We start from the raw sequence: 23,104 nt of genomic DNA, 5'->3' as shown, positions 1-23,104 counted from the left end.
GCACGAATTTGACCAGTTGTGTGCAGCGCTGGGCATTGAACACCGTCTGACCAAGCCGCGCAGCCCACAAACCAACGGGATGGTCGAGCGTTTCAATGGACGCATTAGCGATGTATTGGCCACTCATCGTTTTGTCTCAGGCGCCGATTTGGCCGAAACGCTGGCACGCTACGTGTTGCTCTACAATCAACATTTGCCACAACTGGCGCTGGGACATCGCACGCCGATCCAGTCCATGAAAGAATGGCAAAAAACGCATCCAGAATTATTCAAAAAACGTATCAGCAATCGTCCGGGACTGGACAACTACCTCCCTGTAGCTGAGATTCCGCTTTGGGTCGAAACCCGCCAAAATAAAAACCCGCACTAGCGGGTTTTTATTTTTATCCGAGTAAACCTCAATGCACCCTCACCCCCTTAACGCCGAATAAATCTTCTCCGCCAGCGCCTGATTAATCCCCTCCACCGCCGCCAAATCATCCACGCTGGCCGCCTTTACGCCTTGCAGCCCGCCAAAACGGGCGAGTAGTTTTTGGCGGCGTTTGGGGCCGATGCCTTCGATGTCTTCCAGTGTGCTGGCGACGCGCGCCTTTGCGCGGCGGGCGCGGTGGCCGGTGATGGCGAATCGATGTGACTCGTCACGAATTTGTTGAATGAGGTGCAGGCCGATGTGGTCACGTTTGAGCTGGATGGTTTTACCAAGGCGCGGGATGATCAGTTGCTCCAAACCCGCCTTTCTAGTCTCACCCTTCGCAACGCCGATAATCCACGGCTCATTGAGGCCAATCTCCTCCATTACTTCCAGCGCCACGCCCAGTTGCCCCTTGCCACCGTCGATCAGGATGACATCGGGGATTCTGCTATCTGCGCTGCCTTCCCCTGCGGCGAGTTTTTCATAACGGCGCGTTAGCACTTGGCGCATGGCGGCGTAATCGTCACCGGGAGTGATAGGCTCAAAGCCAGCATCACCGCCTTTTTTCAAACCCTCGCCTAGCGATGTTGTCGTCGCGATATTAAAGCGGCGATATTGCTTGGGCTGCATGTCTTGGTTGTCGTACACAACGCACGAAGCGACAGTGAGCTCGCCCATGGTGTGCGAGATGTCGAAGCATTCAATCCGCTGCGTTTCATCAGGCAAACCCAGCGCTTCAACCAAGGCAGCCAGCCGCCCTGCTTGCGAAGCTTGCTGCGTTTTGCGCTGCAGTATTGCCAGCTGCGCGTTCTTGGCCGCCATCTCCAGCCAGATACGTCGCTCGCCATTCGGATTGCTATTGATAATCACGCGGCGGCCAGTCTGTTCCGATAGCGAAGCGGCCAGAATACTGACGCCCTCCGGCTCTGGGCTGCAGAAAATCAGCGGCGGGACGGTGCGCTCCAGATAATGCTGCGCGATAAAGGCGCTGAGCGCTTCAGCCGTGCTGTAATCGTCGGCGTGGCTGGGGAATAGATTTTTGTCGCCCACATGCCGCCCGCCGCGCACCATCGCCAGATTCACACACAACACACCGCCCTCTTCCACACAGGCCAAGATGTCGGCGTCGCCATCGCTGCTATTGCTGGATACAAATTGTTTCTCTTGCACCTTGGCCAAAGCCTGTATCTGATCGCGCACCGCGGCGGCGGCTTCAAACTCCCAATTGGCCGATAGCGTTTGCATCCGCGTTTCGAGCTGTTGCAGCACTTCGTTTTCTTTGCCGGATAAAAACAGCATCGCATTATTGACGTCGGCGCGGTAATCCTCGGGCGAAATGGCGTTCACGCACGGCGCCGAGCAGCGCTTGATCTGATGCAGCAAACAGGCGCGCGAGCGATTGCTAAACACCGAGTCTTCGCAAGTCCGCAGCTGAAATACTTTTTGCAGTAACTGAATACTTTCTTTTACGACATAGCCATTCGGAAACGGGCCGAAATAAGTGTGGCGCTTATCGAGCGCGCCGCGATAGTAGGCCAAGCGCGGCGAGGCATGGCCGGTGAGCACCAGATACGGGTAGCTTTTGTCATCGCGAAACAGAATGTTGTAGCGCGGCGACAAGGCCTTGATCAGATTATTTTCCAGCACCAGCGCTTCAGCTTCCGAGCGCACCACGGTGGTTTCCAGGCTCGCCACCTGCGCCAGCATCAGGCGTATACGCGGGCTGTGATCGTTTTTATTGAAATACGAGCCAACGCGCTTTTTCAGGCTGATGGCCTTACCGACGTAAAGCACCGTACCGTCCGCGCCAATATAGCGGTACACGCCGGGCAGATCGGGCAGATTTTTGACTTGCAGCAACAAGGTGTGCCGCGCCTCGTCGATATCTGGAGCGGAAGGAGTTTGATTGGGCATATCGCTGATGGTCATTATGTTCGGAGGCAACTCAAAAGGTTAGCTATTGTACTGTCAGGAAAAATAGCTGAGTAAAATCAAATTTGCCGCAAATCAGCACTCTGCCGCTATGCAAAACGGGTTTTCCCGGATGGACAGCTTACAGGCATAAATCGAAGATGATGTACCGCAAAAATAAAGGGGCAGGCCATGAGCCAAAACCGTGATGGATTCACTTCGACTTTTGGCGTACTTGTCGCCACCTTGGGCTCGGCTGTTGGGCTGGGCAATATCTGGAAGTTTCCCTACCTGACGGGCACCAATGGCGGGGCCAGCTTTCTGGTGGTGTATTTGCTGGCGACCTTGCTGGTGGCGCTGCCGGTGATGATTGCCGAGATCATGCTGGGTCGCGCTTCGCGTGCCAACGCGGTAACAGCTTTCGAGCAGCTGGCGCCCAAAAGCCAGAAATTCTGGACGGTGATCGGCTATATGGGGCTGGTGTCGGCGGTGCTGATTCTGGCTTTTTATACCGGCGTGGCCGGCTGGGTGTTTGCCTATATTTTCAAATCGATTACCGGCGCGATTCACAGCACCGATCCGGCCACGGCCAAGGCGGCGTTTGGCGAGATGGTGTCCAACCCGACTCAGGCGCTGTTCTGGCAATGGGTAGTGCTGGCCTGGACTGGCGCGATCATTATGATGGGCGTGTCCAAAGGCATTGAAGCGGTGGCAAAGAAACTCATGCCGCTGCTGTTTTTGCTGCTGGTTTTGCTCTGTATCCGTAGCCTGACGCTGCCCGGTGCGATGGAAGGCGTGAAGTTTCTGTTTGCGCCGGACTTTAGCAAAATCACCGCGCCCGTGGTGCTGACCGCAGTCGGGCTAGCGTTTTTCAAATTGTCGATCGGTATGGGCACGATGCTGACCTATGGCAGCTATTTCCGTCAGGAGCAAAACATCCCCGCCACCGCCACGCGCGTAATGCTGGCCGATTTGTCGGTATCGCTGCTGGCTGGCCTGGCGATTTTCCCGGCGGTGTTTGCTTTCGGTTTTGAGCCATCAGCTGGCCCATCGCTGGTGTTTATGACCATTCCGGCGGTGTTTGCCAGCATGCCGTTTGGCACTGTATTTATGGCGCTGTTCTTTGTGCTGGCGGCCATTGCCGCCACCGGGGCGATACTGTCGATTCTGGAAGTGCCGGTCGCGATGATGAGCGAGCGTTTTGGCTTTAGCCGCAAAAAAGCCACCGCGATTTCGGTGGGGGTGATTGGCCTGTTCGGCGTACCGGCGTCGCTATCGTCATCACTGACTGCCGATATGAAGCTCTTTGGCCTGAATGCGTTTGATCTGTTTGATTACATCAGCTCGAATATTCTGATGCCGCTGGGCGGGATTTTGATCTGCCTGTTCGTCGGCTGGGTGTACGGCCTGCCGCAGCTGAAAAAACAGCTGAGCAATGACGGTACACTGAACAATGGCTTTGTGATCAAGGCAGTGTTTATTCTGGTGCGCTATATCACGCCCGTGCTAATCGGGGTGATCATGCTGCGCGGGCTGGGGGTATTCTAAACAGGCTGTCTGCACCTGCCACAGCTGCAGCGCTGGTGATTATGCACCCGCTGCAGCGGCTATTTTCCCTTCATGGATTGCGAGCCCCACTCACCCAGCCGGGTTTTTGCGTGCTCGCGGGGAAGTGGCCGGCCTTTGCCTGAGCCCATGCGCTGTGCTTTATAAATGCCGCTATGGCCCGAGCACAGGTGCGCCATGGCGCACGCCAGCAGGGCGTATGGGGCAATGGGCGCGCCAAATAGCTCGACGGCCATCAGGGTACACGCCAGTGGCGTATTAGTCGCCCCGGCAAAAACGGCAACAAAACCCAAACCGGCCAGCAAGCCGAACGGCAAATCCAGCAGCGGTGCCAGCACATTACCCAGCGTTGCGCCGATATAAAATAGCGGCGTGACTTCACCACCTTTGAATCCGGCCCCCAAAGAAAATATGGTGAAGAATAATTTCAGCGGCGCATCCAGCCAGCTTAGCGGCTGCGCAAAAGCCTCAACCATCACCGGAATACCCAGCCCCAGATAGCGGCCGCCATCCCAGCCCAGCCAGTGAATGCCCGTTATCAGCAGCGCAAAGATACTCCCACCCAGTAATGACCTGAATGGCGCGTATTTAATAAGCTTGAAGCAATTACCCATCCAGTGTGCGCCATCGGCAAATAGCTTACCCGCACCGCCAAATGCCGCCCCAGCAATCAGCACCATCAGCCCCAGCCACAGTGTAAATTCAGGCACCGCCCCCACGCTGTAATGGGTATGGCTCACGCCCAGCGCGTGCCCGATCAGCTGCACCGTGGCATTGGCGACAAACGCAGCCACCAGACAAGGCAGCAAGGCGTTATTGCGCATCAGCCCCAGCGCCAGCACTTCAACACCAAATACCGCCCCCGCCAGTGGCGTGCCAAACACCCCGGCAAAGCCGGTGCTAATCCCGGCCATCAGCAGCACGCGGCGACCATCGGGCTGGCCGCGCGTCAGGCGGCTCAGCTGGTCTGCCAGCGCCCCACTCATCTGTACGGCCGTACCTTCACGCCCAACCGAAGCGCCAAATAGATGCGACACCAGCGTACCCAGCAGCACCAGCGGCGCCATCCGTAGCGGAATAATCGCTTTCGGATCATGAATTTCGTCGATCAGCAAATTATTCCCCGCCTCCACTTTCTGCCCCAGCTTGAGATACAGCCAGCCCACCACAAAGCCGGCGGCAGGCAAACCCCAGATCAGTTGCGGATGCGCGACGCGGGTATCGGTCACCCAGGCCAGCGCCCACAGAAACACAGCCGCCGCGCTGCCGCCCAGCACGCCGACGAGCGCAGCCAGCGGCAGCCAGAGCAAAAGGTCATGCAGAACCGTGCGGTAATAGGCAGAGGATGAGGTGCTGGACATGGCGCAATCCAAACGGAAAACGCCTATTCTAGCATCGGCCCCGACGCCGGGCTTGATGCAGATCGCGGATAACGCGGCGGCACGCTAACTCGGTCCGCCGGGCTGGGAAAGTTGGAAAAACTGGAGCTTATTTTGGTGCTGTCACCACACCATACTGGCGCAGCTCCGCGGGGTTCAGCTTGAGCGCAGTAAAGACTTTGATCGCCGCATACGCGTCGTTGGCGGCGTACAGCAGTTGATTTTCCTGCAATCTGGCGCTGGCCCAGTTGGATGTGCTCACGCGCTTGGATTTACTGAAACGCTGACGCAAAATCAGCGCAACCGCGCTTTTTGCGCCCAGCGTGGCGCTGTAGCCGTGGCGGCGAAACACCACGTCCAGATCAAAGACGCCAGCGAGCTCAACGCCCAGATTGCGGCGAATATCGGCGCGATCCGATTGCAGGCCAAAGCCGACTTTGATCAAAGCGGCATTGGCGAGTAATTCGCCCACCGCTGCGCGTGCCTCTGCGTTGCTCAGCTGGAAAATATAGCCGCACTGCAAAGTGGCCAATTGCACCACATGCGGGCCGCTGGGCACTTCACCCACGCGAAACACCGGCTTGGATTCGGTATCAAATCCAACAAAAGTTTGCGCGAGCAAATCATCACAGGCTGCGGCCAGCTCGGCGGCGGTTTGCGGCACCACAATGGCCGATAAATCCAGCCCCGCAAACGGGGGAAACAAGGCGCTTTGCTCTTTACTCGGTGGATAGTGGCGCATCAGTATCTTCAGTTCAAATCATCAAATCAGCCGCGCAGTATACCTGTGATCACCCGCAGCCAGCGTATCAATGGGTATATGGCTGCAGAGCAATACCAGCTAACCCTAGAGCCATATACCCAATAGCAGTTCAATTATCCCAGATAGCGAGCTTCCAGATGCGCGCGGAAATGAGCGGGATTGAGCGGCTCGCCCGTAGCGCGCGCTATCAGCTCAGCGGTTTCCCAGCGGCTAGCTTGCGTCCAGATATGGGCTTTGAGCCAATCAAAAATCGGCGCCAGATCACCGGCCGCGATGCGCTGATCCAGATCGGGATGCAACTGACGGATCGTTGCAAAATATTGCGCAGCATACATTGCGCCCAGCGTATAGGTCGGAAAATAGCCAAAGCTGCCGTCGGTCCAGTGAATATCCTGCAGGCAGCCATTTTTGAAATTACCCCGGGTATCCACGCCCAGATAGGCCTGCATTTTTTGTTCCCACAGCGCCGGAATATCGTCCGGCTCTATCTCGCCATCAATCAGCGCGCGCTCGATTTCATAGCGCAAAATGACATGCGCTGGATAGGTCAGCTCGTCGGCATCGACGCGGATATAGTCAGGTTTCACGCGGGTATAAATTCTGGCCAGATTCTCGACGCTAAACGCGGCTTGTTCACCCAAGTGTTGGCTCACCAAAGGCTGGATCAGCGCCAAAAACGCCGGGCTACGGCCCAATTGCATTTCAAACGACAGGCTCTGACTTTCATGGATCGCCATCGAGCGCGCCCGCCCCACCGGTAAATGCACGGTTTCACGCGGCAGATTTTGCTCGTAACGCGCGTGGCCAGTTTCATGCACGATGCCCATCATGCTTTGCGTGAAATCGTCCTCGGTGTAGCGCGTGGTGATCCGCACATCTTCCGGCACTCCGCCGCAAAATGGATGATGCGAGACATCGAGGCGACCCGCGTTAAAATCAAAACCCAGTTTGTCCATCACCGCAAGGCCCAACTCGCGCTGCGCCGAAATTGCAAACGGGCCTTGTGCGGCAACGACACTTTCCGCGGCTTGCTTGCGCATCGCCTGCTGGATCAAATCGGGTAGCCATTGTTTTACATCGCCAAAAATGCGATCCAGCTCGGCGCACGTCATGCCCGGCTCGTATTTATTCATTAATGATTCATACGGCGATAAACCACTGTGCTGGCTTAAGAGCTGTGCCTCTTCGCGCGCCAGCCGCACCACTTCGCGGAAATTGGCCAGAAAGCCGTCCCAATCATTATTCGCGCGCTGCGTGCGCCATTCGTGCGAGCAGCGCGAACCAGCCAAGGTTTTGGCTTCGACCAAACTGGCGGGCAGCAAATTGGCCTGCTCCCATTGGCGGATGATTTCGCGCAAGCTGGCTTGCTCGTCGGCAGTTAAATCTTCTTGCTTTGCTGCAGCAATCGCTGTCGCCAAGGCCGGATCAGTCAGCATTTGATGGATCAACACGCCCAACTCGGCCATCGCCGCCCCGCGCGCGTCATTACCGCCATCGGGCATCATCGCCGCCTGATCCCAGCCTGCCAGCGCCAGCAAATGTTCAAAACGGTAAATACGGCCAAAAGTGGCCTGTACGGTTGAATAGGCAGTTTGCTTCATTGCGGCTCTCGGTCTCTAGCAGAAATTGGCGAGACGCCATCATGCCAGCCTTGGCCGCAAATCCAAAGCGCTGACACTGCCAGGCGCGCTCTTGCTCACTGAAAGCCACGCAAGATCAGCGCCACCACACGCTGAAAGCAGCCTCGCACAATCTTTCACTATAATTTCGTCAATTTTTGCAAAAAAACACGCAGTATCGTCATATTCTCTATACCGCCCATCGGATTTTGACATAATATGACTCGACATTTTATGTCCATCATTCATGATAACGCTAACACTAGAAGGAGCAATCGCAATGGAAACCGAATTGGATCAGCGAATTAAAGCGGTGGCCGCCGGGCTGGAAGCCACGCTGGGTGCGGTTGAAGTCGAGCGAATCACGGGTGATGTGCCTGTCTTTAAGCTGACCGTTACCGGGCGGGAAGAATTACCGATGTTTGTAACCCAGGCGCAATCGCAGCTGCTGTGTATCTGCTATCTGTGGACCGAAGCCGATATTGCCGCCGCGCGACGCACTGCCTTGCTCGAGGCCATGCTCGATTTGAATGTCGCCATCCCGCTGTCTTCATTTGGCCGGATCGGTGACAAATACGTCTTGCACGGTGCGCTGGCTTGCGACGCTGGCGTGGACGATTTAACGCAGGATTTGCTCGCGCTGAGCGACAACGCGGTCGATGCCCTGGTGGCCATGGCCGATTACCTGGTTTGAGAAGGAGAATGAATTATGTCGGTATTTAGCAAAATTCTCACCGCATTGCGCGGCAGCGCACGGGAAATTGGTGAAAGCGTCGTCGATAACAACGCCACCCGTATTTACGAACAGGAAATCTACGAATCGAAAGCTGCGCTGGCCAAAGCCAAGCAGGATTTAACACTGGTGATGGCGCAGGAAAAAGCCGCCCTGCGTGAAGTGGAGCGGCTTAATAAAGAAGTCAGCCGCTTTGAAGAGCACGCACTGGCCGCGCTGGATAAAGATCAGGAGCTGCTGGCCATCGAAGTGGCCGGCAAAATTGCCGAGCTGGAAAGCGAGCGCGCTTTGCAGGAAAAAGCCGCCAGCGAATTTGCCCAGCACATTACCAATCTGAAAGAGCTGATCCAGCAAGCTGGCGCACGAATCCGCGAGCATGAACGCGAGCTGGCCGTGGCCAAAACCACCGAAAGCGTTTACCGCGCAACCGAATCGATTTCACAAAGCATGGGCAGCGGCGCCTCCAAGCTGGGCAATGCGCGCGAATCGCTGGAGCGGATCAAACAGCGGCACACCGAAATGGCCGACCGCATGAAAGCGGCCGAGGAGCTGGATGCCGAGCTAGGCAGCAAAGCGCTGGAGAAAAAACTCGCCGCAGCGGGGATTGGCGAGCAGGCCAATCAGCAAAACAACGTGCTAGCTCGCCTGCAAGCGCAGCGCAAAGCCAGCCAGCCCGCAGCCCCCACAACGGCTCAGCCGCCAGCGGCTGATGATGGGCAAGCAACAATATGAGCCGGCTTTCGGTTCCCGAGCGCTGGCAAAGCTCTGATTCGGCCATCAAGGCGGTGCAAGTGGCCTTTGATGTCGAGGAAAAAGTGCTCAATGCGGTACGGCGTGCCGCATTTGACGCGCATATCAGCACGTCGGACCAGATCCGCCTCTTGCTTGATCTGCCCACCTCGCACAAACCCAAGCGCCCTCGCCTGACCGTCACGTTGTCGGACGTTGATTACGCAACGCTGGCGCAGCGCTTTGGTTTGCCCGCTGAAAATCGGCTGGAAATCAAGGAACGCGCACTGCAGGTGCTGATCGGCTTTGCCCGGCAATTCGAGTCAACACCCGCAGATTCTCAACCATAAGCGGTACAGGAGCAGGCATGGATCAATTCATCGCAACCATCAGCACCTTTCCCACCGCGATCTGGACGGTCATTCTGGGCGTGGTTCTGGTGTACTGGCTGGCGTCTTTGCTAGGGATGGTCGACGACTGGCACGTGGGCCAATACACCGAGCTGGATATGCCAGGGCACGGAGACGGCGGCGATTGGGCGGCCAAACTGATGGCGCTGGGGCTGGGCGGCGTGCCCTTCTCGCTGGTACTGAGCATTTATGCGCTCAGCGGCTGGCTGTTTTCGGCGCTGGTGCAGCAGTATTTTCTGTGGCTACCCAATCTGCTGCATTACCTGCTGGGCGCGGGTCTGTTTCTGGTGTGTAGCGCGCTGGCAATCCCGTGTACCGCACTGGTGCTGCGGCCATTGCGCGGCCTGTTTGTCACACACACCGCGACCAGCAAGCTGGCGCTGGTGGGGCGTGCCTGCAAAATCAGCACAATGAGCGTGGACGAATATTTTGGCCGCGCCGAAGTGGCCGCCAATGGTGCCCCGCTCAATATCCGGGTTTGCGCCGCCAGCCCCAATACGCTGGTCAAAGGCAGCGCTGCAGTCATTCTGGACTACGACCCTGCGCTGGATGTCTATGCTGTTGCGGCACTGGAAGATGGCTAGGGGTATCTGGCTGTACGCATTATTAATCAATGGCCAGGTGGATATACCTGGATTATTCAAGTAGCTCACTCAGGAAACGACGATGACTCCCGTTTTATTCTCAATAGCGATTTTTGGCTTTTTCATTCTGTGTGCCTTTTTATTGTTCGTGAAGTTTTACAACAAGGTCGAGCAAGGCAAGGCCATGATTGTGAATACGTTGCGCAGCGAGCCCGAAGTGATCTTCACTGGCCGCATGGTGTACCCGATCATCCATAAAAAAGAAATGATGGATATTTCGCTGAAAACCATCGTGATCAAACGCTCAGGCAATGCTGGCCTGATCTGCAATGACAATATCCGCGCCGACATCGAAGTCACCTTCTTTGTGCATGTGAACAAAACAGCCGAAGACGTCCTGCGCGTAGCGCAAACGGTGGGCTGCGAGCGCGCATCCAGCCCCGAAATTTTAGAAGAGCTGTTTGCCGCCAAATTTGCCGAGGCGCTGAAAACCGTCGGCAAAAGCATGAATTTTGAAGATCTGTATCTGGCGCGCGATAAATTTCGCGATGAAATTATTCGCCAGATTGGCGACAACCTCTCAGGCTATGTGCTGGAAGACGCGGCCATTGACTATCTGGAGCAAACGCCGCTCGATCGCCTTGACCCGAACAATATTCTGGACGCACAGGGTATTCGCAAAATCACCGAATTAACCGCCATCCAGCACGTCACCACCAATGAGCTGCAACGCAATGAGCAAATGCAGATCAAGAAAAAAGACGTTGAAACCACCGAAACCATACTTGAATTGCAGCGCCAGCAAGCCGAAGCCGAAGCGCGCCAATTGCGCGAGATCACCTCGGTGCAGGCACGCGAAAAAGCCGAATCGGATCGCGTGACCTCCGAAGAGCACGCCAAAGCCGAGCTGGCCCGGATTCAGGCCGAGCAGCAAATTGCCGTGCAGCAGGAAAACATGCAGCGCGAAAAAGAAGTGGCGGAGAACAATCGCAAACGCGCTGTGGCGATTGAGGAAGAAAAAGTCACCCGCGCGCGGCAGCTGGAAATCGTTGATCGTGAGCGCGAAGTGGCGCTGCAGGAAATCGAGAAAGAAAAAGCCGTTGAAATCGAGAAAAAAGCCATTGCCGACGTGGTTCGCGAGCGGATTGTGGTCGATCGCACGGTGGCCGAGCAAGAAGAAGCAATTAAAGAATTGCGCACGGTGGCCGAGGCCGATCGTACTCGTCAGGCGATTGTGATTGGCGCCCAGGCGCAGGCCGAAGAAAAACTGGTGCTGCAAGTCAAAGCCGCCGAAGCCGACGAGCGCAGCGCCAAACACAAAGCCGTGCAGGAGCTGACGCTGGCCGATGCCATGCTCAAAGTGGCTGAAAAAGATGCGGAAGCGAAAAAACGCGAAGCCGAAGGCGTCGAAGCCATGAACGCCGCCGAAGGCCTGGCCGCTGCCCGCGTAATGCTGGTGCAGGCCGATGCCAAAGAGAAAGACGGTCTGGCGCATGCCCGCGTGAAAATCGCCGATGCCGATGCGATTGCCAAGCTGGGCAGCGCAGAGGCCGAATCCCTGCGCCTGAAGCTGGAAGCCGAAGCCATCGGCAAAGAAAAACTCGGTCTGGCTGACGTCCAAGTCAAAGCCGCCGACGCCGACGCGGTGATCCGTCAGGGCGATGCCACCGCGCACGCACTGGCCAAACGTGGCGAAGCCGAGGCCAGCGTGATTCAGGCGCGTTTTGCCGCCGAATCACAAGGCTTGAACGATAAATTTGCCGCCATGCAGGCCATGAGCGATGAAACGCGCGCCCACGAAGAATTCCGGATGCGCCTCGACTACGCCCACATTGAAACCATGCGCAGCATTGAAGCCAATGTGAATATCGCCAGCGAACAAGCCGACGTACTGGGTCAGGCACTGTCGAAAGCCAAGATTGATATTGTGGGCGGCGAAGGCGATTACTTTGGCAAATTTGTCAATTCGCTGGCCATCGGCAAAGCCATCGACGGCACGATAGGCAAAAGCGACACCTTGCAGCTGGCGCTGAAAGATCATCTGGCTGGCGAGCGCGATCTGATTACCGACGCCAAAGGCCTGCTGGGCAGCCTGGGGCAATCCGCCGACGAGCTACAAAGCCTGTCCGCCGCCGCATTGCTGCACAAAATCGGCAGCGAAGGCACACCCGAAGCCAAAGCCGCACTGCGCAATCTGCTGCAAACCTTGGGGCAGAACAAAGGCTAGCCCACACAAACAGGGGTATTGCTCCAGAATAAATAGAAATATTGACTTGCAGAGCAATACCTAAATAGATCGGATCATTGGCGCCGGATAGGGCAAACAGATGTTTACTAAAATATTCACCTTCTTCGGTAGCAAAAATGCCGCGCAGCCCCAGAGCAATGCGACACAGGAAAATACAATGAATTCCACGCAAGAAAGTAGGTCATCCGAAACCGTTGCAGAAATCACACCCATCGCACATCTTTCAGAGCTGATCTACCTGCTGGGGAGAAAAAGTACCGACCCAGTCTTGCTGGCGTTTTTTTCTGCGCGGCAAATGAAAAATCCACCAAAAACCGTCAATGCAAATCAGGATGTCAAAGGGTTGGCTGATCCTCAAAACAAACTATCTTACTGGTTTAAATTTGATATCACGCATGATGATTTTTATCCGCCAGTTAGCCCGAAACAGAACGACTACACATTTGAATGTTATCTGGCGTCAATTGGTCTATTTGCCCGGGGTAAACCGAAAAAGCCGCCCTACCTCCATCCAGCAGGTTTCTGGGATGGCTATTTGCATCCGGATAGTAGTTGCGCCGAATTTATGGCGTATTTTGGCATGAATGATTTTGCCGAATTCGGGGTAAAAAAACTGAGCCCCCAGCAAGAGTTGGTCATCTGGTTTGATGCAGGTAGAGACTGCATCAGAGAAATGGAATTGCGTATCCCGCAAGACTGTGAGTGGCTAAGTCATTATAAATTTCAGCCTGGCAATGCGACCAAGCCATTTTGGCAGTCACCCTGGCTGATAGTGAAGTGGTTATTTGATCAGAAATTACTGATTTTATCGGATGAAGTGTACCAGCAAGGCTTGCCGCTGAATGAGGAAGCAATTCGAGAGTTTGTTCGCCTGTATTTAAGAAATCATCTCTGGGAGAGTCAGTGCCACAGCCATAACCGAAAATTAGGCAGCTTTTTTTATCACTTAACTACAAATAGTAGTTACACGACACACAGCGGTGAGCGAATTAGCATTTATGTGAACAATTTATTTATGCAGGCGGCTGGTCTGGCGGAAAAATACCAGGAAATGCAGCAAGAAGAATACAGCCAGCAAATAGAATTTGAGCATAGCATTCGACTCAACCCTGCCCAGCAACAGCGCCTGCTGGAGATCTTGAACGAAGCATGGCAAGGCTTTCAAATCCAGGCGATCCAGCAAGGGAAAAGCTGGGGCTAAAAGCTGACATTTATAATCTCAAGGGTATTACTCTACAAGCGAATCTACACCTTGGCTGTAGAGCAATACCCCAAACAAACTAGTTGATACCCCTATGAGCACACCCACCGAGCAAAATATGAGCGCCGACCAGGATATGAGCAACAATGGCGGCTATGAATTGCTGTGCCAGCGTTTGGCCAGCCAGGGGCAGACTTTGCTGGCCAAAGCAGGTGTGCTCAATGAATCGCGTCTGGCGGCGTTTGGTCGCGCTGAACTGCGCCTGCTGGGTCGCACGCGCGCGCGCACCGAAAATGCCTGCCAGGCGCGTGATCTGGTTCGCGTCGGGGATTTGCTGCTATTTGCTTACAACGTTCATCTGGGGCTGCGCAAGGAAACACGGATTGACGATGTATTCAGCCTGTATCGCCTAAGCGGTGAAGGCGATACTTTGGATTTGCAGCCCGTCGCCGTGGCGGGATCGTTTCTGGATGAAGCGCGTTTTGTCGCCGATTTTCGCGAGCTGTATGCCTATTACAAAAACGCCAGTCTGCGCCAGCTGCGCGTGACCGGAGAAAAGCTGCTGGTGGCATTCCAGATCGGCTTGCGCCCCACCGATGTCCGCGTGTTTCGCTGGCAGATGAATCGTGACGGCAGCGTGCATTACATTGATAACCGTGGTGAGCGCGATATTGTCCTGCCACCGGCGCATGATTTTGACTGGGTCGCCACCACCCGCGCCGAACACATCAATGGCAAGCACCCGCATGTCAATATTCTGGATACGCTATTTGTAGAAACGATAGGTGGCGATTTAACCGTCAAGGTGGAAAACAATACCGATACCGGGCGCGGTATCTACAGCGAGCCGGTAGACGATGCCAATCAGTCACTGACCGATGCCGAGGTCAGCTACGCCCAGCTGGGCAGCCTGATTTTGCTGAAAATCCTGCCGTATCGCGAAACGGTGTATCGCTATCTGGTGTTCAATTCGCGCACGCAGCAAGTGCTCAGGATTGATGGTATTGGCGAGTCTTGCGTGCAATTGCCGGAAGATCACGGGATTATTTTCCCCGGCGGCTGCTATTTGCAAAGCGGCGAGTACAAGACGTTTAGCGAAAACGTCGCCGGGATGAAATTCAAACGCATGATCAGATCGCCCAATGGCGAGGATGTGCTGTATGTGTTTTACGAGCCGATCGCCGGCCGTCTGGCGCTACTGGCCTACAATCTGATCGACAAAACACTTTCCAGCCCTTTGCTGAGCAATGGCTATGCGCGCTTTGATGACGGGCAGATTTTGCTGTTCACCAGCGAAAGCGAAGAAGCCACGCGGCTGCACCCTATGCAGCTGTGGAATACGCCTTTTTGCAGTGAAGACCACGCTTCAGCAACACCACCCGCCGGATTTTTTGGCCGGATTGGCAACGCCGAGCTGGTACGCGGCATTGCCGAAGTGTTTGCCATTGCCCGGGGTACGGCCGAGCTGAAAGCCACCCGGGTGCATTACGAAACACTGATTCGCAGTGTGACGCATTTGATGGATGGCTATTTCTGGCTGGACGCACCTGAAGCGGGCGATATGGCGCAGGAACTCAAAGCCATTGTGGCCACCGCGCGTTTAACGCTGGACGAATTTGATAAGGTCCAGAGCATCCGCCATAGCGCCAGCAAGGCGCTGGAAGACGCCAGCGCCAAGCAAAAGCAATGCCTGACCAGCATCGCCGCCACCATCTGGCGCACGCCGCAGCAGTTTGTGGAAACGCTGGCGCATTTGCGCCTGCTACGCGGCGAATTGCTGGCACTGCGCGAGCAGCGCTATATCGATACCACGGCGCTCGATCAGCTCGATGCCGGGCTGGCCCAGCAACAGCAGCGATTGTCAGATGAAACCGTGCGCTTTCTGGCTGACCCCAAATCACTGGCGCTCTACCATCAGGAGCTGGACAAAATAGCGGCCAGCCTGCCCGAAATCAGCACTGTGATTGCGCTGGTGCCGCAACTCAAAGCGCTGGATGAAACCGCCAGCGGGCTTGATCTGCTGACCGAGTTGCTGGCCGGTCTGGAAAGTGGCGATCCAACTGTTCGCACGCGAATTCTGGACGATGTGGGCGAAGTGTACGCCCGGTTAAATCAGGTGCGCGCCAGCGTTCGCCAGCAGCGCGATCAGCTGGCCGTGCGCGAGGCCAGTGCCGAATTTGGTGCCCAATTCAAATTGTTTGGCCAATCGGTCGCCAATACCCTCGATCTGCTCACAACGCCAGAGCAATGCGAAGATTCGCTAACTCAATTGCTGACCCAGCTCGAAGGGCTGGAGAGCCGCTTTGGCGAGCAAGCAACTTTTCTGGACGATATCCTCGCCAAGCGCGAGGCCGTGTTTGAAGCTTTTTCAGCCAAAAAACAAACCCTGCTTGCCGCACGGCAACAGCGGGCGCAATCGCTGAACTCGGCTGCGGCGCGCATTATCAGCGGTATTGAAAAACGCTTGCAGCGTTTTGAAAGTCCTGAGGCCGTGCACAGCTATTTTGCCGCCGATGCCATGGTGGTCAAGCTGCGCGGCCTGATTGATGAGCTGCGCCAGCTCAACGCCACCGTCGAGGCCGACACCGTGGAGGCCAAGCTCAAATCCTTGCGGGATAATGCAGTAGGTATGCAGCGGGACCGCTCGGATTTATTCGGCTCTGACGGTATACGTCTGGGTCGGCATACCTTTAGCGTGACCACACAGGCCGTTGACCTCACCTTGCTGATGCGTGAAGACGCTTTGTGCATCCACCTGACCGGCACCGATTTCTATGATCCGGTCCACGATGAACGCCTGACGCCATTACGCCAGTATTGGTCGCTGACCTTGCCGTCGGAAAGTGGCGATGTTTATCGCGCTGAATATCTGGCCTGGCGGATGCTGATGGCCATGCATGCCGGTGAACTCTCGGCGGCCAGCCTGGAAGAAGCGCGCTTGTCAGAAGCCGGACTATTGCCGCTGGTGCGCGAGTTTGCATCCGTGCGCTATCAGGATGCTTACCAGAAAGGCGTACATGATGTCGACGCGGCCCAGATTCTGGCGGCCTTGCTACCGATGGATCTGCAAGCTGGTTTGCTGCGCCATGCGCCCTTGCCACGGGCACTGGCAGCCCTATTCTGGCAATTTGGTATCTGGGAGGTGGAACGTCCGCAGTGGCTAAGCCGTGCTGAAAACGCCAGAAAAATCGCCCAGGAATTCGGCCAGACCCGCGCCCTGCAGGATTTGCACGCCGCCTTGCGTGCCAAGCTGCTTGAATTTCTGGATAAAGAAGATATTGATGTCGAAGCCAACATCCAGCAGGCTTTGCTCGATTATCTGCTGGCCGAGCTGACCAGCGGACATAACACATGGTGCACCAGCGCAGATGCCAGCCATCTGCATGAGCAGCTGCTGCTACAGCTGGAGCGGCGCAATGCCTTATCGACTCTGCGCGAAGGCTTGCAGCATGGCCAGCTGCGTGATCGCTGGGCCCTGGCGCAGGCATGGTGCGAAGCCTTTGCGCTGCACACACCTGCAGACGAAGCGCAGGCTCAGACATTATCGCTGGCCTGCGTGCCCGAAGCAGCCGCCATGCTCTTGTGCGAGATGCCGCGTCAGCGGCTGAATGTGGCGCTGGCGCAGCATGTGAGCGGTTTACTGGGCACACATACGCGCATTCAGGCTGGCCGGATGACGCTGGATCTGAACGAATTCAGCCTGCGCTTGCAGCACCATGATCTGATCGTCGAGCCAGCATTCCGCCAGCTGCAGGCCATCCGCCAGCAATTGATCGATGAAATGCGCAAGAGCATCCGGCTGGAACAATATCAGGCCAAACCTTTGGCAGGATTTGTGCGTAATCAGTTAATCGATCAGGTTTATCTGCCGCTGATTGGCGACAATCTGGCCAAGCAGATCGGCACGGCTGGTGATGCTCGGCGCAGCGATCTGATGGGTTTGTTGTTGCTGATTTCTCCGCCTGGCTACGGTAAAACCACTCTGATGGAATATGTGGCCAACCGGCTGGGGCTGATTTTTGTCCGCGTCAATTGCCCGGCGCTGGGTCATGATGTGACAACGCTCGATCCGGCGCAGGCAGGCAATAGCGCAGCGCGTCAGGAGCTGGAGAAACTGAATCTGGGTCTGGCCATGGGCAATAATGTCATGCTGTATCTGGACGACATTCAGCACACCAATCCGGAGTTCTTGCAGCGCTTTATCGCACTGTGCGATGGCACACGCCGCATCGAAGGCATCTGGCGTGGCCAGCCACGCAGCTATGATCTGCGCGGCAAGCGTTTTTGCGTGGTGATGGCTGGCAATCCCTACACCGAATCGGGTGATACATTCCGCATCCCCGACATGCTGGCCAACCGGGCCGATATTTATAATCTGGGCGATGTGCTATCAGGCAAAGAGCATTTGTTTGCCTTGTCGTACATTGAAAACAGCCTAACGGCCAACCCGGTACTGGCGCCTCTGGCCAACCGTGACCCGGCTGATTTACAGCTCTTTTTGCGCTGGGCTGCTGGTGAACAAATCCAACTGACCGATTTCAAACACGGCTACGGCAGTGCAGAAGCCGGAGAGATTGTCGCCGTACTGCAAAAACTGTTTGCGGCCCGCGATGTGCTGATGAAAGTGAACGCGGCCTATATTGCTTCTGCCGCGCAGGCCGACGCATATCGCGTCGAGCCGCCATTCAAACTGCAAGGCAGTTATCGCAATATGAGCAAGCTGGCGGTAAAAATCTCGGCATTGCTCAATGAGACCGAATTAGCCAATTTAATCCGCGATCACTATTTGGGTGAGGCGCAAACGCTGACGCATGGCGCGGAAGAAAACCTGCTCAAACTCAAAGCCATGCAAGACGCATTAACGCCAGAAGAGCTGGCGCGCTGGGAGCAGATCAAACGTGATTTCCTGCACCACAAACGCATGGGCGGCAGCGATGCCGATGGCGCAACCAAACTGGCGCAACAGGTCTCGCATATCGTCACCGCCTTGAGCGAAATCAGTACACGCCTCGGTAGCGACGAGCGAATTAGCAGCGGACTGAGCGAAATTAGCCAGCAATTGGCCAAGCGGCAAAACAGCGAGGCTTTATTGCAATCGCAGGAGCTGAATCATCTGAAAGTGCAAACCGAGCTACAGGCCAAATTGCAACAACAGGAAATCCAGACCGATTTACAGCTCAAGCTCAAACAATGGCAGCACGATCAAAACAAAGCACTCGGCCAGGGGCTGGGCCAGATCAATGACACCTTAAGCAAAATGCAGCCACAGATTGTGATTGAACCCCAGCCGGAAATCGTCTCTGTCCTGCAAGGCCTGGCTCACGCCTATGAAAACAGCCTGATCCCGGTCATCAGCGCCATGCAGCATAAAATCCGCCTGGATCATGACATCTGGGACAAAGTGCAGGTAATTGGCGAGCAGATCAGATTGCTAGAAATGCATTTGAAGAAAACAAGCTGAGCCAACACTCAAGGCCCGTGAAACAGGCCAATCTCATCACTATTGGATAGGGATGGGATTGGCCACCGCAATTGATCAGGCGCTAGCAGCCCAAAATCAGCACCACCAAATAGCCTCGCGCCAGGCACCTCAAAACTCGGCAAGATTAGGATAAATGGTAAGTACGCCATTCAAAGCCATGCAGGCCGATACGGGGAAGTTAGTCCGCAGCTACGTGCCGACCAAGCCGGCGATGAGCAAGCGCCAAGCATGTCACCCCCGCTGCCCGACACACCATCTTTACTTCATTTTTTCCAGCGCATATTTGAACAAATAATCTGCCAGATTCGGACATTCGATCTTGCAGGGTCGATGGTTAGAATGCAAATAGCATGCAGACAAAACCAAAGCCACAGTCTGCAAACGTCCAAATCAAGATGCGTACAGAGGATAGCCCCCATCTCCGACTGCCCCCTGATACCAAGGATGTTGAACGCTTCACACACCTTGCTTCAGCATAAGGTCAGGAATGTCTGGCCCTGCGATTGCGATACAGACTGCTGACAGTCCATACCAACGGAATACTTGATCTTGGCTATAAGCGATTTTCGCCGTGACAACTATGGCCACGGTGGGAAAGATTGGTGAATTCAATATTGCCAATCTTGCAGTAAATCCGGCACCAGAAGGTGCTGGATTCAAATAATAAGCGCCTTGGCGCATTTTGGATGGAGACTATCAATGAAAATCATCGCCCCTTTGTTTGGCGGAATTTTACTGGCAGCGTGTGTGCCTGCTTTTGCGGCATTACCACTGCAGCCGGTATTAAGCCACGATAACTACGCACCGGAATGGAAGCCGAATATTGCCTATGTGGCTGGCAATGTCGTGAGCTATCAGGGACAGCAATACCGTACCAAATGGTGGAGTCAGAATACGCCACCTCAAGCAGTAGACTGGAGTTCCTGGCAGCGCTTGGCTGTGACACCTGATGGGGATTACACCCTGAAGCTGCAGTCAGGCCATGCCAGCCGCGTAGACTGGTACGAGAACGATGTCTTGATAGCCACCCAAAATCTGACACCAGCGGCAACACAGACCATTGAGTTACCAGTGCGCGGTCGCAGCAAAGGTAGCTATGCCTACAAAGCAGTGGCAATCAATGCCGAAGGCCAGAGCAGCAGCTCGCTGATGCCGGTTAAAGTGCAGGACGAGGAACAATACAAAATCGGTGTGCGCACTTTCAATTTTACCGATACCAATCGGCTCGATCCGCTGGCCGATACACCGCGCCAGCGCGAACTGATGGTCAAAATCTGGTACCCGGCCAGCCTGAGCAGCACACAGCCGGTATTAAACCACTGGTATCACAGTGAAAAAGCCATCACTGGCAATCCTTGGGATGATTGGCTGAAAGACACTCTAAGCCAGAGCCGCCTCAATGCTGATTTGGCCGACAAAGAATCGCCATTTCCCGTCCTGGTATTTTCGCCCGGCTATGGTGCCAACCTCGAATCGAGCCAGTTTCTGTATGAAGATCTGGCCAAGAAAGGTTATGCGGTAGTGGTCATTGGCCATACTCACCAGCATTCATTAGTCACCATGGCCAATGGCGAGGAAATCCGCATTGATTGGGACAAACGTGCCAACGATTTCGCTGGCGGGATTACGCTTGATGAACTCAATGCGCTAATGACCAGCTTGAAAGATAAGCCATTGACTGACGATGTGAAGCAGCAAATTTATGAGGCCTTTGCCAAATGCGAAGGCGACCATAAACAGCTGAAAATCTGGCAGGATGACACCCGCTTTGTGCTGGCCGAGCTGGAAAAACTCAATACCAACGCCAATAGCGTATTTGCCAACCGGCTGGATCTATCGCGGATCGGCTTGCTTGGTACATCGTATGGCGGCACCAAATCTTTGCAATATCTGAGCGAAATCGACAATCCATCGATTCGCGCCGCCGCCAATATTGATGGCCAGGATTATTACCTGACTGCAACGCATCAGTTCAATAAACCCATTTTGTTAATGGCTACCGAAAGCTGGGTAACCAAAGATTTCGACCTGATCTACGACACCGCCAGCAGTGATGCATATTACGTCAAGATCAAAGGCAGCCTGCATGGCGATATTACCGATAGCACTGTGCTGCTAAACCATCTCAAGCCAAATGTGGATTTCTTAGGCCCAATAGACGGCAACACCATGCGCAGTATCACCAATGAATCGGTACTGGCTTTCTTTAATCAGTACGTTAAAACCCAACCCCAGCCGCCAAGCCGTAAAAATGTGCTGGAATTTTTGCAAGGCTATAGCGAACCCCAGCTGCAATTTAAACTGCAATGATGTTCTGAATTGCACCGGGTTGTAAAGCAGGCCGACGGCCAGTCGGTACTGGCCAAACCCAGCGAAATCCCGCTTGCCCCCGGCGCACTGCGCTGGGCTTTGTAAAGCAACAAGGCCGCAAATAATTGCGGCCTTGTGGTTTCGCAGGGCGATTTTTACATTTCAATCAAGTCGATGCGATCACTGGCGTGGGTTAATCAATGCCCATTGATTTATCGCTTTCAGCATTTTTTGTTAGCATGGGCTTATTTTTCAGTTGGTGAACACCATGAGCACACAAAAGCAACCCAACCTGTTGATCAACCTGCTGCTGAACATTCTGATCCCAACGCTGATCCTCACCAAATTAAGCACCGAGCAATGGCTAGGGCCGACTTGGGCCGTGGTGGCCGCGCTGGCGTTCCCCCTGGGGTATGGTCTGTTCGACTTAAAACAAAGCGGCAAAGTGAACTTCATCTCGATCTTAGGGGTGGTGAGCGTGCTGCTCACCGGCGGCATTAGCCTGCTGGAGCTTGACCCCAAATACCTGGCGATCAAAGAAGCCACCATCCCCACACTCATCGGCCTGACACTGCTGATTAGCCAGTTCACGCCCTATCCGCTGTTGCACAAGCTGCTGTATAACGAGCAGATTCTGAACATCCCGGCCATCGAGCAAGCACTCTCCACCCCGCAGCAGCAGGCTAAGCTGGGGCAACGCCTGACCATCACCAGCTACTTTGTGGCCAGCTCCTTCTTTTTATCCGGCATTCTCAATTATCTGCTGGCGCGCTGGATTGTAGTCAGCCCTGCGGGCACCAGCGAATTTGCCGCCGAGCTGGGCAAAATGACGGCACTGAGCTACCCGGTAATCGTGATCCCCAGCATGATCGTGCTGATCGCCAGCCTGTGGTACTTGCTGCACAGCCTAAAAAAACTCACCGGCCTGGATATCGAGCAGCTACTGGCCACCAAGGGCTAATCACCTTAAGTAGTCATCCGTAGCTGCCTGCTGGCTAGCAGCAGGCTGCGAGCAATGCAGGGTATATTACTAGAAAGCACAACCAGATTATGTTTGCTGGCAATACCAGGCAGGGTAATTGTCTAACCTCGGGGCACTGCGCTGGGCGATGTAAACAACAAGGCCGCAAATAATTGCGGCCTTGTTGCGTTGATGTGGTTTTGTCTGCACCTCGGCCAAAGCTGACATTCCATTGGCCTTAGCGATCAGCAAGCGGCTGTTGGTGAGTAGTATGGCGTGTGTGACGGTATGGGAAATTGCGGCAGCAAAAACACAGGAAGCGGCAGAGCTGCGAGATTTTCTGATGAAATTGAGTGGACGACAGGTGAAGCGCAGCAAGCCGGTGACGCACCCTGCCTTATTGGCTGGGTTCTGGGTTTGGCTGTCGATGCTCGAAGTGGAAGCGTATAGCCCAGAAGAGCTGGCCGCTTTGAATACAACGGCCATGCAATTCTTGGGGAAATACGTGTAGATACTTATGCCGGCAGAGCCGGGGCTTACCTCAGATTAGTTAAATGACCCCCAGCAAAGCTGGGGGCTTATTAGAGGAACGCCTCGAAGGCGTCAACAAACCAAGTGCCGCCCAAGGCGGCGAGTCACAACCCCAGCTTCATCTGGTCGTAACGCTCATCTTCCTTTTCTTGATTTCGGATATAGGCTCTGACCATTGCTTCATCCAAACCCACCGTCGAAACAAAATAGCCGCGCGCCCAAAAAACTTCACCGGTGAAGTTTTTCGTCCTACCACCAAATTGCC

General features: G+C 55.0%; 16 protein-coding genes and 1 pseudogene. 12 read left to right on the top strand and 5 right to left on the bottom strand.

Annotated features, from left to right (window positions below; translation table 11 throughout):
- Positions 1-304 (top strand): annotated as a pseudogene (locus tag FLS37_RS15720) (integrase core domain-containing protein); the annotation flags it as partial.
- A gap of 105 nt (positions 305-409) precedes the next feature.
- Here FLS37_RS15720 and uvrC read toward each other — a convergent pair.
- Positions 410-2,326: an excinuclease ABC subunit UvrC gene (gene uvrC / locus FLS37_RS15715; protein WP_157670921.1), complete on the bottom strand. Its 1,917-nt coding sequence runs from the start codon at positions 2,324-2,326 to the stop codon at positions 410-412.
- Between the two features lie 189 nt (positions 2,327-2,515).
- On the opposite strand from uvrC, the gene FLS37_RS15710 reads away from it, so the two are divergent.
- Complete coding sequence (locus FLS37_RS15710) at positions 2,516-3,871, top strand: sodium-dependent transporter (RefSeq protein WP_157670920.1); 1,356 nt, start codon at positions 2,516-2,518, stop codon at positions 3,869-3,871.
- 59 nt (positions 3,872-3,930) lie between these two features.
- Here the strand turns inward: FLS37_RS15710 and FLS37_RS15705 are convergent, their stop codons facing one another.
- The 3 genes from FLS37_RS15705 to FLS37_RS15695 form a co-directional block, all read right to left on the bottom strand.
- Positions 3,931-5,250: a voltage-gated chloride channel family protein gene (locus FLS37_RS15705; protein ID WP_157670919.1), complete on the bottom strand. Its 1,320-nt coding sequence runs from the start codon at positions 5,248-5,250 to the stop codon at positions 3,931-3,933.
- Positions 5,251-5,377: 127 nt separating this feature from the next.
- Positions 5,378-6,010 carry a 3'-5' exonuclease gene (locus tag FLS37_RS15700; protein WP_157670918.1) on the bottom strand — a complete coding sequence of 211 codons (633 nt, stop codon included), beginning with the start codon at positions 6,008-6,010 and terminating at the stop codon, positions 5,378-5,380.
- Between the two features lie 134 nt (positions 6,011-6,144).
- Positions 6,145-7,632 (bottom strand): carboxypeptidase M32, encoded by a 1,488-nt coding sequence (locus tag FLS37_RS15695; protein ID WP_157670917.1) that lies wholly within the window; start codon positions 7,630-7,632, stop codon positions 6,145-6,147.
- Positions 7,633-7,930: 298 nt separating this feature from the next.
- Between FLS37_RS15695 and FLS37_RS15690 the strand changes: the two genes are divergently transcribed.
- The 10 genes from FLS37_RS15690 to FLS37_RS15645 all read left to right on the top strand — a co-directional run bounded on the left by FLS37_RS15690 (position 7,931) and on the right by FLS37_RS15645 (position 22,819).
- Entirely contained in the window at positions 7,931-8,344 is a 414-nt protein-coding gene (locus FLS37_RS15690; protein ID WP_157670916.1) for a DUF2170 family protein, read from the top strand.
- A gap of 15 nt (positions 8,345-8,359) precedes the next feature.
- Positions 8,360-9,115: a PspA/IM30 family protein gene (locus FLS37_RS15685; RefSeq protein WP_157670915.1), complete on the top strand. Its 756-nt coding sequence runs from the start codon at positions 8,360-8,362 to the stop codon at positions 9,113-9,115.
- Entirely contained in the window at positions 9,112-9,462 is a 351-nt protein-coding gene (locus tag FLS37_RS15680) for a hypothetical protein (RefSeq protein WP_157670914.1), read from the top strand. The genes FLS37_RS15685 and FLS37_RS15680 overlap by 4 nt, the downstream gene beginning before the upstream one ends.
- Positions 9,463-9,479: 17 nt before the next feature.
- On the top strand, positions 9,480-10,106 hold the full coding sequence (locus FLS37_RS15675) for a ubiquinone biosynthesis protein (RefSeq protein WP_157670913.1): 627 nt from the start codon (positions 9,480-9,482) through the stop codon (positions 10,104-10,106).
- An 82-nt stretch (positions 10,107-10,188) separates the two neighbouring features.
- Positions 10,189-12,333: a hypothetical protein gene (locus tag FLS37_RS15670; RefSeq protein WP_157670912.1), complete on the top strand. Its 2,145-nt coding sequence runs from the start codon at positions 10,189-10,191 to the stop codon at positions 12,331-12,333.
- A 100-nt stretch (positions 12,334-12,433) separates the two neighbouring features.
- A complete protein-coding gene (locus FLS37_RS15665) occupies positions 12,434-13,555 on the top strand; it encodes a hypothetical protein (protein WP_157670911.1) in 1,122 nt (373 codons plus the stop codon).
- A gap of 94 nt (positions 13,556-13,649) precedes the next feature.
- Positions 13,650-19,016 (top strand): DNA repair ATPase, encoded by a 5,367-nt coding sequence (locus FLS37_RS15660; protein ID WP_232522643.1) that lies wholly within the window; start codon positions 13,650-13,652, stop codon positions 19,014-19,016.
- A gap of 720 nt (positions 19,017-19,736) precedes the next feature.
- Positions 19,737-21,347: a carbohydrate-binding protein gene (locus FLS37_RS15655; protein WP_157670910.1), complete on the top strand. Its 1,611-nt coding sequence runs from the start codon at positions 19,737-19,739 to the stop codon at positions 21,345-21,347.
- Positions 21,348-21,615: 268 nt separating this feature from the next.
- Positions 21,616-22,308, top strand: a complete 693-nt coding sequence (locus tag FLS37_RS15650) for a VC0807 family protein (protein WP_157670909.1) — start codon at positions 21,616-21,618, stop codon at positions 22,306-22,308.
- A gap of 262 nt (positions 22,309-22,570) precedes the next feature.
- The gene (locus tag FLS37_RS15645; RefSeq protein WP_198314678.1) at positions 22,571-22,819 is read left to right on the top strand and encodes a hypothetical protein; all 249 of its coding nucleotides are present in this window, start codon (positions 22,571-22,573) and stop codon (positions 22,817-22,819) included.
- 124 nt (positions 22,820-22,943) lie between these two features.
- On the opposite strand, the gene FLS37_RS15640 is transcribed toward FLS37_RS15645, so the two are convergent.
- A partial coding sequence (locus tag FLS37_RS15640) for a transposase (protein ID WP_198314570.1) occupies positions 22,944-23,104 on the bottom strand: 161 nt, incomplete at its 5' end.

Source organism: Chitinibacter sp. GC72 (assembly GCF_009760905.1).
In the GTDB taxonomy this organism is placed as follows: domain Bacteria; phylum Pseudomonadota; class Gammaproteobacteria; order Burkholderiales; family Chitinibacteraceae; genus Chitinibacter.
This window is presented reverse-complemented; position numbering and strand designations above follow the sequence as displayed.

Coding starts and splice junctions, on each gene's coding strand:
- uvrC (WP_157670921.1), bottom strand. CDS start 2,326: ATGCCCAATCAAACTCCTTCCGCTCCAGATATCGACGAGGCGCGGCAC.
- FLS37_RS15710 (WP_157670920.1), top strand. CDS start 2,516: ATGAGCCAAAACCGTGATGGATTCACTTCGACTTTTGGCGTACTTGTC.
- FLS37_RS15705 (WP_157670919.1), bottom strand. CDS start 5,250: ATGTCCAGCACCTCATCCTCTGCCTATTACCGCACGGTTCTGCATGAC.
- FLS37_RS15700 (WP_157670918.1), bottom strand. CDS start 6,010: ATGCGCCACTATCCACCGAGTAAAGAGCAAAGCGCCTTGTTTCCCCCG.
- FLS37_RS15695 (WP_157670917.1), bottom strand. CDS start 7,632: ATGAAGCAAACTGCCTATTCAACCGTACAGGCCACTTTTGGCCGTATT.
- FLS37_RS15690 (WP_157670916.1), top strand. CDS start 7,931: ATGGAAACCGAATTGGATCAGCGAATTAAAGCGGTGGCCGCCGGGCTG.
- FLS37_RS15685 (WP_157670915.1), top strand. CDS start 8,360: ATGTCGGTATTTAGCAAAATTCTCACCGCATTGCGCGGCAGCGCACGG.
- FLS37_RS15680 (WP_157670914.1), top strand. CDS start 9,112: ATGAGCCGGCTTTCGGTTCCCGAGCGCTGGCAAAGCTCTGATTCGGCC.
- FLS37_RS15675 (WP_157670913.1), top strand. CDS start 9,480: ATGGATCAATTCATCGCAACCATCAGCACCTTTCCCACCGCGATCTGG.
- FLS37_RS15670 (WP_157670912.1), top strand. CDS start 10,189: ATGACTCCCGTTTTATTCTCAATAGCGATTTTTGGCTTTTTCATTCTG.
- FLS37_RS15665 (WP_157670911.1), top strand. CDS start 12,434: ATGTTTACTAAAATATTCACCTTCTTCGGTAGCAAAAATGCCGCGCAG.
- FLS37_RS15660 (WP_232522643.1), top strand. CDS start 13,650: ATGAGCACACCCACCGAGCAAAATATGAGCGCCGACCAGGATATGAGC.
- FLS37_RS15655 (WP_157670910.1), top strand. CDS start 19,737: ATGAAAATCATCGCCCCTTTGTTTGGCGGAATTTTACTGGCAGCGTGT.
- FLS37_RS15650 (WP_157670909.1), top strand. CDS start 21,616: ATGAGCACACAAAAGCAACCCAACCTGTTGATCAACCTGCTGCTGAAC.